Genomic DNA, 14,125 nt, shown 5'->3' with positions numbered 1-14,125 from the left:
GGTGATGGCGGACTTCGTCTCATGCTGGGAGGATAGCCGTTGCCCTTCAGCGAATTTCGCGAAGAATCACATCTGGCCGAGGGCGTTGACATCGGTGACGCTGACCCAGAATCCCTCGTTGCTGCGGTTGTTGGTGAACCGCGTGCCATCGCTGAACGCCTCAACCGCCCAACCGTTGGCGATGTAGGTCTGGTCGTAACGGATGGTGTGGAGCGGGTCCGTCACGCCGAGGTCGGCAGCCAGATACGTGAATTTCCCGTTCTGGTCGAGCGTCACCGAATTGGCGACGTCACCCGATGCCGTCAGCGGCGGGTTCACGAACTGCACCGTGCAGTTCACCGCGTCTCCTTGGATGCCGCACAATGTCCGTCCCGACTCGGTGCGGATGTAGGTGACCCCGCCCGCCCCCGTCGGCAGGATCTCGTCAGCTGCGGCGATACCCGGTAGCGCAAGCGATCCGCCGAGGATCGCACCCGCTGCGGCAGTGCCGATCAGAACCCGACCACCAAAATCCATGCGTGCTCCTCGCTTTCGCCGCCAGAGTCCCGCGCTGCGGCGCCGCCTCGTCGGTGTTCCGGCCGCGGACCCCTCGGCCGCGCCCGCACCGAACTAGTTGGGATTGTCGGAATTCCAGAGGTACCAGTGCTCGGTGTCACCGCGGTCATCACCGATCCGGCAGTACCAGTACGGGTATGAGTGGTCGTTGATCTGCAGATGAACGGTCGGCCCGTCTTCTCGGCACTCCGCTTCGGTGTAGTAGAACTCCTCCACGCCGTCGTAACCCACCACCAGTATGTCGTCGGCGTGGGCGACGCCTGTCGTGTTGGCCAACGCGGCGCCCATTGCCAATGCGCCGGCGACAGCAATCCTCTTCAGCACAGAGATTTCCTCCCACTCGAGGTCGGGACCGTCCCGAGCAAACCGAGTGGACAGTACCTGGCGAACGTACAAGATGCTTCCAGAAAATTCACAGGGTTTCAATAAACGGCCGGTGCGGGGACGGTCCATCTCTTACACGTTGGGCATCAGTACATTTCGATACCGAAGGCATCGGCAATCGCCGCAGTCTAGGCATTTCGGGGACGTGCTCGGCGGATGAAGAGTTCGCCGAGGCAACGCCGAAATTGCTCCTCAGCAACTCAGTCCCGAACCGGTTCGTGGGATACGGTGACGACCGTTGATCCATCCAACGGGAGTCGATATGACAACGAGAGACATCGCCGGAGCCGATCTCTGCTTGGTCGGCCTGGCATGAGCGACGTTTTCGATCCGGATGGGTCCACGGCTTATCCACCGGCGGCACCGGTCAATCCGCCCCGCCGGGCGTTTCGCCGCATCCTGTTGACCGTTGTGGGGCTCGTCGTCGTCATCGTGGTGGCGTTCGTGGTCCTGATCCTGTGGCCCAATCCGACGGTGCCGGCAGATCAGCCCAACATGACTCCGGTCGCTACCGGGACGAACAACGACTGGCTGTCCTTCGACGACTTCGTGCCGGGCACCGCAATTGCCACCGACAGCGTCGACGCCACCACCGATGAAGTCGACTCCCACGAGTGCACGTTGGCGTTTCTCGGCCGCGATGCGACCGATACCGCGATCGCGTTCACCGCCGGCCACTGTCGCAAAGAGGGATTCGGTGATCGCCCGTACTTCACCCGAGCAACTGATCCGGACACCCACGTCGAATTGGGAGAGTTCACAACCAGTCAGACCGGGGCCGAACCGAGCAAGGTCGTGCAGACCGGTAAGGATGATTGGGCGGACTTCGCGGTGATCGCCGTCGATCCTGATCTGGCAGAAGATGTCTCGCCGAACGCGCGGATCGCGGGCGTGTACAGGGTGACCAAGGTTCTCGATCATCACTATCTGTTGAACAACAACGTGACCCTCTGCAAGTTCGGCTTTGTCTCCGGTGAGACGTGCGGAAAGGTCGAAGTGGTGACCGGCACGCAAGTGCAGGCGGACGTCTACTCCGCCGAGGGTGATTCGGGTTCGCCGGCGTATGTGAAGCTCGGGAATGACGAGGTCGCCGCCGTCGGGATTCTTCGTGGGTCCCCCGAGGGTGAGGACGACTACAGCGAGTTCACGCTGATCGCGCCCGTGCTCGATGCGACCCGTACCACTTTGGTCTGCGACCCGGCTTGTGAAACAGGCCAGGCCAACTGATCGATCGTGCTTCCGCTGACGACCACGGTGGTGTAGACCTGAAGTAGAACGTGTTCTAGTTCTGCCGAGGAGGGTCTGTGACGTTACGCGTCGTGCAGTGGGCAACCGGTGGGGTCGGCGTGGCCGCGATCAAGGGCGTGCTCGAACATCCTGACCTGGAACTGGTCGGCTGTTGGGTGCACTCGGACGCCAAGAACGGCAAGGACGTCGGCGAGATCATCGGCACCGACCCGATCGGCGTCATCGCCACCAACAGCGCCGAGGACATCCTGGCGCTGGACGCCGACGCGGTGATCTACTCGCCGCTCATCCCCAACCCGGACGAGGTCGCCGCGCTGCTGCGCTCGGGCAAGAACGTCATCACCCCCGTCGGCTGGCTGTACCCCAGCGAGAAGCAGGCCGCGCCGATGCGGGCCGCCGCTCTGGAGGGCAACGCCACGCTGCACGGCACCGGCATCGCTCCCGGCGGGATCAGCGAGAAGTTCCCGCTGGTGCTGTCTGCGATGGCCACCGGGGTGAACTTCGTTCGCGCCGAGGAGTTTTCCGACCTGCGCACCTACGACGCGCCCGATGTGGTGCGCCACGTCATGGGATTCGGCGGCACCCCCGACACCGCGCTGAGCGGACCGATGCAGAAGATGCTCGACGGTGGATTCATCCAGGCCGTCAAGATGGTCGTGGATCACGTCGGGTTCAAGATCGATCCGCGGATCCGGGCCACCCAGGAGATCGCCGTGGCCACCGCACCCATCGACTCGCCGATCGGCGTGATCGAACCCGGTCAGGTGGCCGGCCGCAAGTTCCACTGGGAGGCCCTCGTCGACGGCGAGCCCGTCGTGCGCGTCACGGTGAACTGGCTGATGGGTGAGGAAAACCTGGACCCCGCATGGACTTTCGGCCCGGCCGGGCAGCGCTACGAGATGGAGGTCCGCGGCAACCCGGACTTCACCGTGATCATCAAAGGCTTTCAATCCGAGGCCGGCGAGGAAGGCCCGGAGTCCGGTGTCGTCGCCACCGCCGCGCACTGCGTCAACTCGGTGCCCGCGGTATGCGCCGCGGCACCCGGGGTGGTGACCTACCCGGACCTGCCGCTCATCAGCGGGAAGGCCGCGCCCGGGTTGCGCTGAAACCCTAGGGCCGCACCAGGATCCGGATCGGATTACCCTCCTGGCGCTCCAGCTTGTCGATGCCCACCGCCACGTCCTCCAGCGACACGATCTCGCTGACCGAACGGGACAGATCCAGTCGGCCCAGTGATACCAGCGTCGCCAGCGTGGAGATGTCGACGTTCTGGTACCCCAGATGGCCGAGCACCTGCTTCTGAGTCAGGCCGAACATCGACGTCGGGCCGACGGTCGGTTCCTGGGCGCTCATCCCGACGGCCACCAGCCGCCCCCCGACGGTCAGCTGGCTCAGCGCCTGCTCGAACGTCGACTTGAGCCCCACCGCATCGAACGCCACATCCAGCCCCCGACCCCCGGTGACCTCGGCGATCTTCTCGCCGAGCCGCTCGTCACCGGCGTCGAACGCATAGTCGGCGCCGAGTTCCAACGCGCGCTCCAGCACCTCTGGTTTGATGTCGACGGCCACCACCGGCACCGCACCGACCAGCCGGGCCAGCTGCGCGATGTGGGTGCCGACCCCGCCCAGGCCCCACACCCCGACCGACTCGCCGATACCGACCTTGCCCGTGCGCACCACCGCCCCGTACGGCGTCGACACCGCATCGGCCAGGATCGCGGCCTGCTCCAGCGGCACGTTGTCCGGCACCCGCGTGAGCCCGACCGCCTGCGCCAACGTGTACTCGGCCCACGCCCCGTCATAGGCGAAGGCCATCAACCGGATTCGCAAGCAGTTGGCGATATCGCCGCGCCGGCAATTGGCGCATTCCATGCAGGGCCGGCCCGCCGCGACGATCACGCGATCGCCCTCGGTCCAACCCGTGACATCCGGGCCCAGCTTGGCGATGGTGCCCGAGGCTTCATGGCCCTGCGTCACCACCGGCGCCTGGGCCGGGAAGGTGCCGTTGATCAGGCTCAGGTCGGAATGGCAGATCCCGCAGAACGCCACCTTGACCAGCACCTCGCCCGGGCCCGGTTCCGGAATCGGAATATCTTCCACCACAATTCTTTTGGTGTCGGCGTAGAAGCGCTCCGCCCGCATGGTCGGCCTGAGATCGGATGTCATCGCATCCTCCCTTCTTGTCTTCTACCCGGCTACTATCGAAAATCATGGCACTTCATCGGGTGGGCTGAGGCCATGTGCCGATTGTTCGGTCTGCACGCCGGCCGCCGGCTGGTGCCGGCGACCTTCTGGCTGCTGGACGCGCCGGACAATCTTGCCGAGCAGAGCAGGCGCAACCCCGACGGCACCGGGCTGGGCGTATTCGGCGCCGACGGCGTCGCAGAGCTGCACAAGGAACCCGTCGCGGCGTGGCAGGACTCCGAATTCGCCACCGAGGCACACGATGTCACCGCGACAACCTTCATCGCGCACGTCCGCTACGCCTCGACCGGCGCGCTTGACGTGGTGAACACCCATCCCTTTCTCCAGGATGGCCGGATCTTCGCGCACAACGGTGTGGTCGAAGGGCTGGGCGGCCTCGACGACCGGCTCCGTGAGCTGAGGGTGACGGACCTCGTGAAAGGTCAGACCGACTCCGAACGCGTCTTCGCGCTCATCACCGCGGCCGCCCGGGCACGTGACGGCGATGTGGGCGCGGGCGTCGTCGATGCCATCGGCTGGCTGGCCGACAATGTGCCGATCTACGCCGTCAACATCCTGCTCAGCACGGCCACCGACATGTGGGCCCTTCGCTACCCGGACACCCACGACCTGTACATGCTCGACCGCAGGCACCCCGATGAGCGGCGCCTGCGGCTGCGCAGCGCGCGGATCCGCGCCGAATCCGAGCATCTGACGTCGCAGCCGTCGGTGGTCTTCGCGAGTGAGGCGATGGACGACGAGAAGTGGCAGTCCATCGCCCCGGGCGAGCTGGTGCACATCGATGCGGACCTGCGGATCAGCACCCGGGTCGCATTTCCGGACCCACCGCGGCATCTGCTGCGCCGCGACGACCTGTCCGCGCAGGCGGCCGCGTCGCAGCACGCTTAGCTCCGGCTTTCGGGGCCCTGGCACACTCGACCTTCGTGACTTCCAAACGTGCACTGGTGCTCGCCGGCGGCGGTATCGCGGGGATTGCCTGGGAGACCGGCATCCTGCAGGGCATCGCCGACGAATCTCCCCAAACCGCTGACGCGCTACTCGCCTCGGACGTGCTGGTGGGCACGTCAGCAGGTTCGACGGTGTCCGCGCAGCTCGGCAGCGGGCTGCGTCTGGACGAGCTGTTCGAGCGCCAGATCGGTGCCGAATCAGCCGAGCTGGACCCCGGGGTGAGCATCGACACCGTCACCGACCTGTTCGTCAAGGCCGTACTGACACCCAACACCACCAAGGCGCAGAAGCTGCAGCAGATCGGTGCCGTGGCGCTCAACACCGCCACCATCGACCCGGCGGTCCGGCGCAAGGTGATCGAAGCGCGGCTGCCCTCGCACGACTGGCCCGACCGGGAGCTGCGGATCTCAGCCGTCGATATAGACACCGGCGAGCTGGTGACCCTTGACCGGAACTCCGGGGTGTCCCTGGTGGACGCCGTCACCGCCAGTTGCGCGGTGCCCGCGGTGTGGCCGGTCGTGACGATCGCCGGCCGCCGGTTCATGGACGGCGGGATCGGCAGTGCGGTCAACACGGTGCTGGCCGCCGACTGCGACACCCTGGTGGCGCTGGTGCCGCAGGGCCGTTCGACACCATCACCGTTCGGCACCGGCGCGGCGCAGGAGGTCGACGGCTTCGACGGACGGTCACTGGGGATCTTCGCCGACGACGACGCCCTGGCCGCCTTCGGGACGAACCCGCTCGACCCGGACTGCCGGGTGCCGTCGGCGCAGGCCGGACGTGCGCAGGGCCGGCGGGTGGCGGCTGAGGTCGCCGCGTTCTTGGCGGGCTAGCTCCGCCGAAACTGCATTCCAACAGGCCGCTTCTCGTACTTTTCCTGCTGGAATGCCATTTCGGCGAGTGAGGTGAGGTGGACTCAGCCGTCGAGCGCTCGCGCGGCCAACTCCTGCCCGGCGGCGATCACCTCGGCCGCGCGGTTGAACTCCAGGCTGCGACACACCGTGCGGGGAACCTCGATCAGCAGGTCAGGCGGGTACGCCGCGAGTGTGTGCCGGGCCAGCGCTGCCTGGGCGATGTCGATGGTGCGGTACATGACCTCGAAGCTGCCCAGTCGCGGAGTATCGGCGGGTTGCGGCCCGCCCGAATCTTCTGTGTCGGCTGAGTCCTCATCGGCGTCGGGTACCGAGGAGCCAAACCGGCTGAGGACGGCCCGGGCCGTCGGCCGGTCGAGCACGCTGCGCACCGAGGCCGTGTCGAGTACCGCCGAGGTGCTGCGCATCATGCGGTTGAGCCATTCGGTGCTGGGCCGCGGCTCGGGGTCGGCGACCGGTATCGCAGCTGTTCCAGGATCCCCGCCGGACAAGCTGACCGCGATCGTGAGGTCCGCGTTGACCGCGGCGATCGGCGCCATGGGCAGCGGGTCGAGGATGCCGCCGTCACCGAGCAGCCGGCCGTTGAGTACGTGCGGCGCGATCACCCCGGGGATGGCAATCGACGCCCGGATCGCCGAGTCCAGCGGGCCGCGTTGCAGCCACACCGATTTGCCGGCGATCAGGTCGGTCGCCACGGCCGTGTACGGGATCGGCAGTTCCTCTATCGTGGCGTCGCCGATGATGTCGCGGACTGCGTCGAGAATTTTCTCGGCACGCAGAATTCCAGCCGCGGTGATCGACGGATCCAACAGCCGCAGGACCGCCCGCTGAGTCAAAGTCCGTGCCCAGTCGGCGAACTCGTCGAGCTTGCCCGCCGCATGCAGGCCACCGACCAGCGCGCCCATCGATGACCCGGACACCCCGACGACCTCGAAACCGCGGTCGTGCAGTTCGTTGATCACCCCGATGTGTGCGTAGCCGCGAGCCCCACCACTGCCGAGGGCCAGAGCAACACGCATACGTCCATTGTGGTGCAACCGGTGAAGTGCCGCCCCAGACGACCCCGTTCGTGACAGGGTTGCCCCGTGGGTGCGCCAACATTCGCTCGGAAGCTGGGCCGTCCCAAGCCCCGTGATGTCGTCGCCGGACTGGTCACGGGCCTGTTCTCCATACCCGAGGGCATGGCCTATGCCAGCATCGGCGGGTTCAACCCGGTCACCGGCATCTACGCCGGCATCATGCCCGGCATCATCGGGTCACTGTTCGCCCGGACGGTGCTGATGGTGACGACGCTGACGAGTGCGATCGCACTCACGTCGCGCAGTGTGCTCAAGGAGGCCGGGCTGGATCCGCAGGATCCGGCCAACGTAGCCGCGCTGGCTCTCGTCGTCGGTGCCGTGATGCTGCTGTTCGGTCTGCTGCGGTTCGGCTCGATCATGAACTTCGTCTCCAACGCTGTGATGACCGGCTTCTCCACCGGCATCGCCCTGCAGATCGTGGCCGGTGTCCTCGGCGACGCCACCGGTTACAAACCGCAGAGCGGCAACACCATTGGCAAGTTCATCGACTCGCTGGCACACATCGGCCTGTGGCATCCGGCTGCCGTCGCGGTGGCGCTGGGCACCGTCGCGGTGTGGGCGGTCTTCCACTTCATCAAGCCTCTCGAATCTTTCGCGACGCTGCTGGCGCTCGTCGTGGTGACAGCGGTGGTGGCCGTCGCGCACATCGACGTCGAAACCGTCGGCGACATCGCGTCCATCGCGAATGCGCTTCCCCCGGTGACGGTTCCGAACTTCGCCGCGATGCCCGAGCTGATCGTCGGCGGTGTGGCGGTGGCACTCGTCGCGCTGGCTCAAGCCGCGGGAATCTCTGCGGCCGTACCGAACCCGGACGGCAGCCGCACCAACATGAACGGAGATTTCCTGGCGCAGGGCGCGGCGAACGTGGCGGGCGGACTGTTCGGTGCGCTGCCGGCCGGCGGCTCGCTGTCACGAACCGGGGTGGCGACCTCGGCGGGCGCCCAGACCCGGTGGGCCGGCATCTTCGCCGGGCTCTGGCTTGCCGTGCTGGTGCTCGTCGCCGGCTCGGCCGCAGAGATCATCCCGATGCCCGTGATCGGCGGGCTGATCCTGGTGATCGGCGCCGAACTCGTCGTCGGCCGGCTGCCCGACATCAAGCTGGTGCTGCGGGTCGCGCCGCTGTCGGCGGTGGCGATGCTGGTCACCTTCGCCGCCACCACCCAGCTGCCGCTGCACACCGCGATCGTCATCGGCGTGATCACCTCGCTGGTGCTCTACTGCGCCAAGGCGGCCGAGGCCGCGCAACTGGTCGCGCTCACACCGGCGCCGGACGGCGGCTGGCAGCAGGCTCCCGTGCCCGAGCGGTGCGCCAGCAACGACGTCACCGTGCTGCACTACGCCGGGGTGGGGCTGTTTGCCGAGGTGGCCCGGATCGACGAAACCTGGCCGCGGGCCGAAGGGACCGCCAACGCCGTTGTGGTGCTCAGCCTGCGGGCGCTGCCCGACGTGCCGTCGTCGGTGACGATCAAGGCGCTGCGCCGATGGGCCGGCCAACTGACGGCCAACAACGGCAGGCTGATCATCTCCGGGGTCAACCCCGGCACGGCGGAGGTGCTGCGGCGCGGCGGCCTCGATGACCTGCTGGGGGACGACGGTGTCGTGCCCGCTTCAGACCGCATCTTCGGCGCGCTCGACGAGGCCGTCGAGCGGGGCCGCGCCTGGGTGGCCGCCCAGGGCGGCGAATCGGGGGATTTGCCGCAGCGTGATTCGAACTAGCTGCAGAGCTCGTCGGCCGCTGCCTGCGCCGCGACGATGACGGCAGCCTGACGGCCCGGTTCGAGCTGGGCCCAGGCCACGTTGTACGTGCCCGGTCCTGGTGCTGCGTCGGGTGCCTGCACGCTCGCCAGGTACGGCTCGATCTGCGCTTTCAGATCCCCGCCCTTCGCTTGCATCCAGAGCTTGGCGACGTGACAGGCCTGGAAGTACTCCTCCTCGGTGGACTGTGCGTCGGCGCCGATGGCGGTTGTGACCCCGGCGGGGGACGTCGCGATCTCGCCGGGCTTGAGCTTCGGAGTCGGCGATTCGGTGGTCGTCGTCGCCTGTGGGGAAGGTGCCGTGGATGCCCCGGACTGGTCCTTGCCGGCCTCCGTCGAGCATCCGATCAGCAGGCTCAGGCCGGCTGCTGCTGCGGCTCCGGCGGTCAGGAGTGTGGTCCACGTGTAACGGCGCATGCCGCCAATCTATGCAACACTGGCGGCCGTGACGGAAAGGACCGGATTCCAGGAGTGTTGTCGGGCTTGCTAGCGCGCCCGTCTGCCCTGTTCCGCCGCCGTCCTTGGAGTTCCTCTGATGCTGTCCACGCTCGCGCCCGTCCCTGCTGTCTCCGCGCCCACCCGGCTGCGACTGCCCGACCTGCTGCACGCCACCGACCGCGCCGCTGATGACGTGTTGTCCGGCCGCTACGACCGGCTGCTGCGGGGCCTGCCGAAGGAGGACCGGTGGTACACCCGGTTGTCCGGTGACGACGAAATTGAGGTCTGGCTGATCAGCTGGGTGCCCGACAAGTCGACCGAACTGCACGACCACGGCGGATCCCTGGGTGCTCTGACCGTGGTGTCCGGTTCGTTGCGCGAAACCCGTTGGGACGGCGAGTTGTTGCGGCAGCGCCGGCTCTCGGCGGGGGATCAGGCGGCGTTCCCGCTGGGTTGGGTTCACGACGTGGTGCATGCACCCGGGCCGGTGGCGGTGTCGGGGCCGACGCTGAGCGTGCACGCCTACTCACCGCCGCTGACCGCGATGTCCTACTACGAGGTCACACCGCAGAACACATTGCGGCGCAACCGCACCGAACTCACCGACGCGCCGGAGGGATAGCGATGAGCCGCATCGACACCGCGCTGGCGCAGGCCCGCACCCGGCTGCGCCGGCTGCCCGCTACCGAGCTTCCGGAGGCGCTGAATTCCGGTGCCGTGCTGGTCGACATCCGCCCGGCCGCCCAACGTGCAGCCGAGGGCTCGGTGCCCGGAGCGCTGGTCATCGAGCGCAACGTGCTGGAGTGGCGCTGCGATCCGACCAGTGACGCGCGGATCCCGCAGGCCGTCGACGACGACGTCTACTGGGTGATCCTGTGCTCGGAGGGCTACACCTCGAGCCTGGCCGCCGCCTCGCTGATCGACCTCGGTCTGCACCGGTCCACCGACGTCGTCGGCGGCTATCACGCGTTGGTTGCTGCCGGCCAGGTGTAAACCGCGGTCGCTCAGGCGTTCTCGTTGCTGCTCAGCATGGGGCGCAGCTTTGCGGTCATCTCCGGGGTCCAGCCCGTGGGCTGCAGTACTGCGGCCCACGCATCGGCCACGTTCTGCACGTAGACGTGGCCGTGTCCGTCGGGAACGTCCACGGCCACTGCCATGTCCGCTGACACCTGAAGGAACGTCACCACCGGAATCCACTCCATGCGGCGGGACACGTCATACCCACGGGGTTCTCGCAGCCAGTCCGGCTTGGCGAACAGCAGGTCGGGCGTCCACCAGGAGATCGGGTCGGACGCGTGTTGCAGATACACCGCGCGGGGATGGGACCAAGGCGCGTCGGGCCGGTTCAGATTCTCGTCTTTCGCGACGAATCGCACGTTCTCGCCGTTGTCGTAGATGGGCAGCCACTCCGGTGAACCGGCGTCGCGATCTCGGGTGAGCGTCGTCCAGATGGTGTTCTTGAACGTCGGTCCCGAGAACAGCGCGCCGTCGGTGCGGGCGACCAGATTGTTCAGCGACAGGAACGGGGCCTCGCCGCCGAACGATCCCAGGCTTTCCCCGAACACCACCAACTTCGGGCGCTTGTCCTCGGGCATCGCACGGACCAACGCGTCGACGGCCTCGAACAGCGCCTGTCCGGCCTGGCGCGCGTTCTCCTGGTCGACCAGGAACGACAGCCAGCTCGGCAGGAACGAGTACTGCATCGAGACGATCGCGGTGTTGCCGTTGTACATGTACTCCAGCGCCGAGGCCTCGGCCTCGTTGATCCAGCCCGTGCCCGTCGTGGTGGCCACTGCGATCACCGCACGGTTCAGCCCGCCGGTGCGCTGTAATTCCTTGGCCGCCAAGGCCGCGGTGGCCTTGATGCCGTCAGCGGAATGCAGGCCCGCGTAGGCCCGGATCGGTTCGACCGCGGGTTTGCCGCTGAACCGCGAAAGTTGTTGCACGGTAGGGCCGGCCGAGACGAAAACCCGGCCCTGATGGCCCAGCGATTCCCAGCTGGCCAGGGACTGCGGGCCGCCTGAGCGTAGCGGTGACATCGGGGCGGGGAAGTCAGGATCGTTCTCGTCGTTGACGGCCGCAAACGTGCGGTTGATGGTGTCCATCGCGACCCGGACCACCACACCGTTCAGCAGTGCGATGCTCAACGCCAGCAGCAACGCCACCACCACAACGGCCGAAACCCGTGGCGGCAGAAAGCGATCCAACTTGCGATCCAGGAAACGCACCAGCCTGCCGATCAGCTGGCCCACCTCGACGAACGCGAACAACACCACGAGCGACAGCACCGCCGTCAACGGGTGATCCCAGAACTTCAGCCGGGGCACACCCATGAAGTCACGGATCTCGTCCTGCCAGACGTGGAAGTAGACGATCATCAGGACCTGGCCGATGACTCCGACGACCAGCAGCGACAGCCAGGCCCACTTCGGCGCCCGCGGGCTGGTGTCCGCCGAACGCATGTAGCGCACCAGCCACACCCCGAAAACGCCGATCCCGTAACCGGTCGCGCCGGCCGCCCCGCTGACCAGGCCCTGGAAGAGTGGGCCGCGGGGCAGCAGCGACGGCGTCAGCGAGAACCAGACGAACACCAGACCCAGCGCGGTGCCGAAGAACGTGTAGTGGCGTGACCACCACACTGGCTGGGGCGCCGGCCCGGCCACCGGTTCAGCAGGAGGCTTGGGCGGAGCCTCGGCGGTCTCGGTGGCCGGAGTGGGTGAGTCGGTGTCGGTCACCCGTCGACTTTAGCGATGCGTGAAGTTGGCGGCGCGCTTCTCGGAGAACGCCGCCATGCCTTCCTTCTGATCGGCAGTAGCGAACGCCGAGTGGAACAGCCTGCGCTCGTAGAGCAATCCCTCGGCCAGGGTGGACTCGAAGGCGCGGTTGACCGCTTCCTTGGCCATCCGAGAGGCCGACAGTGACATCCCGGCGATGGTCTCGGCCACGGCAAGGGCCTCGTCGATCAGTGAGTCCGCGGGCACCAGGCGGGAAACCAGGCCGGCGCGCTCGGCTTCCACGGCGTCGATGGTGCGGCCGGTGAGGATCAGATCCATCGCCTTGGCCTTGCCGATCGCCCGCGTCAGCCGCTGCGAACCTCCCATGCCGGGCAGTACACCCAGCTTGATCTCGGGCTGACCGAACTTCGCCGAATCCGCGGCGATCAGGATGTCGCACATCATCGCCAGCTCGCAGCCGCCGCCCAGCGCGTACCCGGCGACCGCGGCGATCGTCGGGGTGCGGGTGGCCGCGAACTTCGACCACAGCTCGAAGAAATCGGCCGAGTACACGTCGGCGAACGACAGCTCGGCCATCTCCTTGATGTCGGCACCGGCGGCGAAGGCCTTCTCGTTGCCGGTGACGATGATGGCGCCGACGCTTGGGTCACGGTCGAGTTCGGCTGCGGCGGTGGTCACCTCGGTCATCACCTGGGTGTTGAGCGCGTTGAGCGCCTTGGGCCGGTTGAGGGTGATCGTGGCGACCCGATCGGTGCGGGTCACCAGGATGGTCTCGAACTCACTCATTTGTTCTCCTCCTGGAAGGTCAGGTCGGGGTCTGCCGGAACGAAGTACGCCTCGACGTCAGCGGGGGTGACCGCTGCGATCGAGGAAGGTGACCACTGCGGGTTGCGGTCCTTGTCGACGAGCTGAGCCCGGATGCCCTCGACGAAATCATGGGACTTCACCGATGCGCACGAGGTCCGGTATTCCTGGCGCAGCACGTCCTCCAGTGTCTCCAGCTTGGCCGCCCGGCGCACCGCTTCGAGCGTGACGGCCAGCGCAACGGGGGAGCGGGTGGCGATGAGGTCGGCGGCATCGCCGGCTGGTCCTGCGCCGTGACCGCGCAGTGCGGCGATGATGTCTGCCACGGATTCGCCGGCATAGCACTCGTCGATCCAGCTGCGCTGCTCGAGCAGTGGGCTGGCGGGCGGTTCGATGGCATAGGTAGCCAGCGCGTTCTGGACGCCGTCGGCGATGACGGACTCGATGAAGTCGGCCAACTTGTCATGGGGCACGTAGTGATCGGCGAAACCCATGGCGATCGCGTCGGCACCGGAGAACGGTGCACCGGTGAGCGCGGCGTGCAATCCGAGCGCGCCGGGAGCCCGCGACAACAGGTACGTGCCACCGACGTCGGGGATGAAGCCGATGCCGACCTCGGGCATCGCCATCTTGGTGGTGTCGGTGGCCACCCGAACCGTCCCGTGCGCGGCCACACCCACGCCGCCGCCCATCACGATGCCGTCCATCAACGCCACGTACGGCTTCGGATAGCTGCCGATGTAGGCGTTGAGCAGGTACTCGTCGTACCAGAACCGGCGCGCGTCGGCGCCGCCCTCCCGGGCGCTGTGATAGAGCGCCACGACGTCTCCGCCCGCGCACAGGCCGCGTTCGCCAGAGCCGGTCAGCAGCACGGTGTGAACGGAGTCGTCGTTCTCCCAGGCGTGCAGTGCCTCGGACATGCCCGCGACCATCGCATCGTTGAGCGAGTTGATCGCCTTGGGCCGGTTCAGCGTAAGGATCCCGACGCCGTTGCGGACACTTACTAGGACGTCCTCGTTTTCTGTCACGAGATGCAATCTAGTTCGGCCTCCCAGGGACGGTGCGCTACGGGTAGGGTTTGCCTCAAGATCAAACCTGGAAGT

The 14,125-nt window shown here is 67.1% G+C and carries 15 protein-coding genes; 7 read left to right on the top strand and 8 right to left on the bottom strand.

Annotated elements, in window-relative coordinates:
- Positions 1 to 66: 66 nt before the first annotated feature.
- Both ACZYZ7_RS27680 and ACZYZ7_RS27675 read right to left on the bottom strand, forming a co-directional pair.
- Positions 67 to 516 carry a hypothetical protein gene (locus ACZYZ7_RS27680; protein ID WP_090427776.1) on the bottom strand — a complete coding sequence of 150 codons (450 nt, stop codon included), beginning with the start codon at positions 514 to 516 and terminating at the stop codon, positions 67 to 69.
- Positions 517 to 609: 93 nt separating this feature from the next.
- Complete coding sequence (locus ACZYZ7_RS27675; RefSeq protein WP_090428913.1) at positions 610 to 879, bottom strand: hypothetical protein; 270 nt, start codon at positions 877 to 879, stop codon at positions 610 to 612.
- Positions 880 to 1,251: 372 nt separating this feature from the next.
- Here ACZYZ7_RS27675 and ACZYZ7_RS27670 point away from each other — a divergent pair, with 372 nt between their 5' ends.
- Together ACZYZ7_RS27670 and ACZYZ7_RS27665 are read left to right on the top strand one after the other, a co-directional pair.
- Entirely contained in the window at positions 1,252 to 2,166 is a 915-nt protein-coding gene (locus tag ACZYZ7_RS27670; RefSeq protein ID WP_090427779.1) for a trypsin-like serine protease, read from the top strand.
- A gap of 77 nt (positions 2,167 to 2,243) precedes the next feature.
- Positions 2,244 to 3,293: an NAD(P)H-dependent amine dehydrogenase family protein gene (locus ACZYZ7_RS27665; protein WP_135457637.1), complete on the top strand. Its 1,050-nt coding sequence runs from the start codon at positions 2,244 to 2,246 to the stop codon at positions 3,291 to 3,293.
- Positions 3,294 to 3,297: 4 nt separating this feature from the next.
- Here ACZYZ7_RS27665 and ACZYZ7_RS27660 read toward each other — a convergent pair whose 3' ends face one another.
- Positions 3,298 to 4,353 (bottom strand): zinc-binding dehydrogenase, encoded by a 1,056-nt coding sequence (locus tag ACZYZ7_RS27660; RefSeq protein ID WP_463742232.1) that lies wholly within the window; start codon positions 4,351 to 4,353, stop codon positions 3,298 to 3,300.
- A 72-nt stretch (positions 4,354 to 4,425) separates the two neighbouring features.
- On the opposite strand from ACZYZ7_RS27660, the gene ACZYZ7_RS27655 reads away from it, so the two are divergent.
- Together ACZYZ7_RS27655 and ACZYZ7_RS27650 are read left to right on the top strand one after the other, a co-directional pair.
- Positions 4,426 to 5,280 (top strand): class II glutamine amidotransferase, encoded by an 855-nt coding sequence (locus tag ACZYZ7_RS27655; protein ID WP_463742231.1) that lies wholly within the window; start codon positions 4,426 to 4,428, stop codon positions 5,278 to 5,280.
- A 35-nt stretch (positions 5,281 to 5,315) separates the two neighbouring features.
- Entirely contained in the window at positions 5,316 to 6,173 is an 858-nt protein-coding gene (locus ACZYZ7_RS27650) for a patatin-like phospholipase family protein (protein WP_463742230.1), read from the top strand.
- Positions 6,174 to 6,256: 83 nt separating this feature from the next.
- On the opposite strand, the gene ACZYZ7_RS27645 is transcribed toward ACZYZ7_RS27650, so the two are convergent.
- Positions 6,257 to 7,231 carry a patatin-like phospholipase family protein gene (locus tag ACZYZ7_RS27645; RefSeq protein ID WP_450070080.1) on the bottom strand — a complete coding sequence of 325 codons (975 nt, stop codon included), beginning with the start codon at positions 7,229 to 7,231 and terminating at the stop codon, positions 6,257 to 6,259.
- A gap of 66 nt (positions 7,232 to 7,297) precedes the next feature.
- On the opposite strand from ACZYZ7_RS27645, the gene ACZYZ7_RS27640 reads away from it, so the two are divergent.
- Positions 7,298 to 9,007, top strand: a complete 1,710-nt coding sequence (locus tag ACZYZ7_RS27640; RefSeq protein ID WP_450070079.1) for a SulP family inorganic anion transporter — start codon at positions 7,298 to 7,300, stop codon at positions 9,005 to 9,007.
- On the opposite strand, the gene lpqV is transcribed toward ACZYZ7_RS27640, so the two are convergent.
- Positions 9,004 to 9,462, bottom strand: a complete 459-nt coding sequence (gene lpqV / locus ACZYZ7_RS27635) for a lipoprotein LpqV (protein WP_450070078.1) — start codon at positions 9,460 to 9,462, stop codon at positions 9,004 to 9,006. The two genes, ACZYZ7_RS27640 and lpqV, sit on opposite strands and share 4 nt — an antisense overlap.
- Before the next feature lie 118 nt (positions 9,463 to 9,580).
- Here lpqV and ACZYZ7_RS27630 point away from each other — a divergent pair, with 118 nt between their 5' ends.
- Positions 9,581 to 10,105 carry a cysteine dioxygenase gene (locus tag ACZYZ7_RS27630; protein WP_450070077.1) on the top strand — a complete coding sequence of 175 codons (525 nt, stop codon included), beginning with the start codon at positions 9,581 to 9,583 and terminating at the stop codon, positions 10,103 to 10,105.
- 2 nt (positions 10,106 to 10,107) lie between these two features.
- Entirely contained in the window at positions 10,108 to 10,476 is a 369-nt protein-coding gene (locus tag ACZYZ7_RS27625; protein WP_450070076.1) for a rhodanese-like domain-containing protein, read from the top strand.
- An 11-nt stretch (positions 10,477 to 10,487) separates the two neighbouring features.
- Here ACZYZ7_RS27625 and ACZYZ7_RS27620 read toward each other — a convergent pair whose 3' ends face one another.
- The 3 genes from ACZYZ7_RS27620 to ACZYZ7_RS27610 form a co-directional block, all read right to left on the bottom strand.
- The gene (locus tag ACZYZ7_RS27620; protein WP_450070163.1) at positions 10,488 to 12,146 is read right to left on the bottom strand and encodes an alpha/beta hydrolase; all 1,659 of its coding nucleotides are present in this window, start codon (positions 12,144 to 12,146) and stop codon (positions 10,488 to 10,490) included.
- A gap of 81 nt (positions 12,147 to 12,227) precedes the next feature.
- On the bottom strand, positions 12,228 to 13,004 hold the full coding sequence (locus ACZYZ7_RS27615) for an enoyl-CoA hydratase (protein WP_418046051.1): 777 nt from the start codon (positions 13,002 to 13,004) through the stop codon (positions 12,228 to 12,230).
- Positions 13,001 to 14,050, bottom strand: a complete 1,050-nt coding sequence (locus ACZYZ7_RS27610) for an enoyl-CoA hydratase/isomerase family protein (protein ID WP_135457615.1) — start codon at positions 14,048 to 14,050, stop codon at positions 13,001 to 13,003. The genes ACZYZ7_RS27615 and ACZYZ7_RS27610 overlap by 4 nt, the downstream gene beginning before the upstream one ends.
- Positions 14,051 to 14,125: the final 75 nt, after the last annotated feature.

This window comes from Mycobacterium sp. IDUB_17 (genome assembly GCF_055419465.1).
Note: the sequence above shows the minus strand (reverse complement) of the source record. Positions and strands in the feature narration are given on the sequence as shown.

What these genes read in the sequence shown, in the direction of transcription:
- ACZYZ7_RS27680 (WP_090427776.1), bottom strand. Translation starts at nt 516, where the DNA reads ATGGATTTTGGTGGTCGGGTTCTGATCGGCACTGCCGCAGCGGGTGCG.
- ACZYZ7_RS27670 (WP_090427779.1), top strand. Translation starts at nt 1,252, where the DNA reads ATGAGCGACGTTTTCGATCCGGATGGGTCCACGGCTTATCCACCGGCG.
- ACZYZ7_RS27660 (WP_463742232.1), bottom strand. Translation starts at nt 4,353, where the DNA reads ATGACATCCGATCTCAGGCCGACCATGCGGGCGGAGCGCTTCTACGCC.
- ACZYZ7_RS27655 (WP_463742231.1), top strand. Translation starts at nt 4,426, where the DNA reads ATGTGCCGATTGTTCGGTCTGCACGCCGGCCGCCGGCTGGTGCCGGCG.
- ACZYZ7_RS27645 (WP_450070080.1), bottom strand. Translation starts at nt 7,231, where the DNA reads ATGCGTGTTGCTCTGGCCCTCGGCAGTGGTGGGGCTCGCGGCTACGCA.
- lpqV (WP_450070078.1), bottom strand. Translation starts at nt 9,462, where the DNA reads ATGCGCCGTTACACGTGGACCACACTCCTGACCGCCGGAGCCGCAGCA.
- ACZYZ7_RS27630 (WP_450070077.1), top strand. Translation starts at nt 9,581, where the DNA reads ATGCTGTCCACGCTCGCGCCCGTCCCTGCTGTCTCCGCGCCCACCCGG.
- ACZYZ7_RS27625 (WP_450070076.1), top strand. Translation starts at nt 10,108, where the DNA reads ATGAGCCGCATCGACACCGCGCTGGCGCAGGCCCGCACCCGGCTGCGC.
- ACZYZ7_RS27615 (WP_418046051.1), bottom strand. Translation starts at nt 13,004, where the DNA reads ATGAGTGAGTTCGAGACCATCCTGGTGACCCGCACCGATCGGGTCGCC.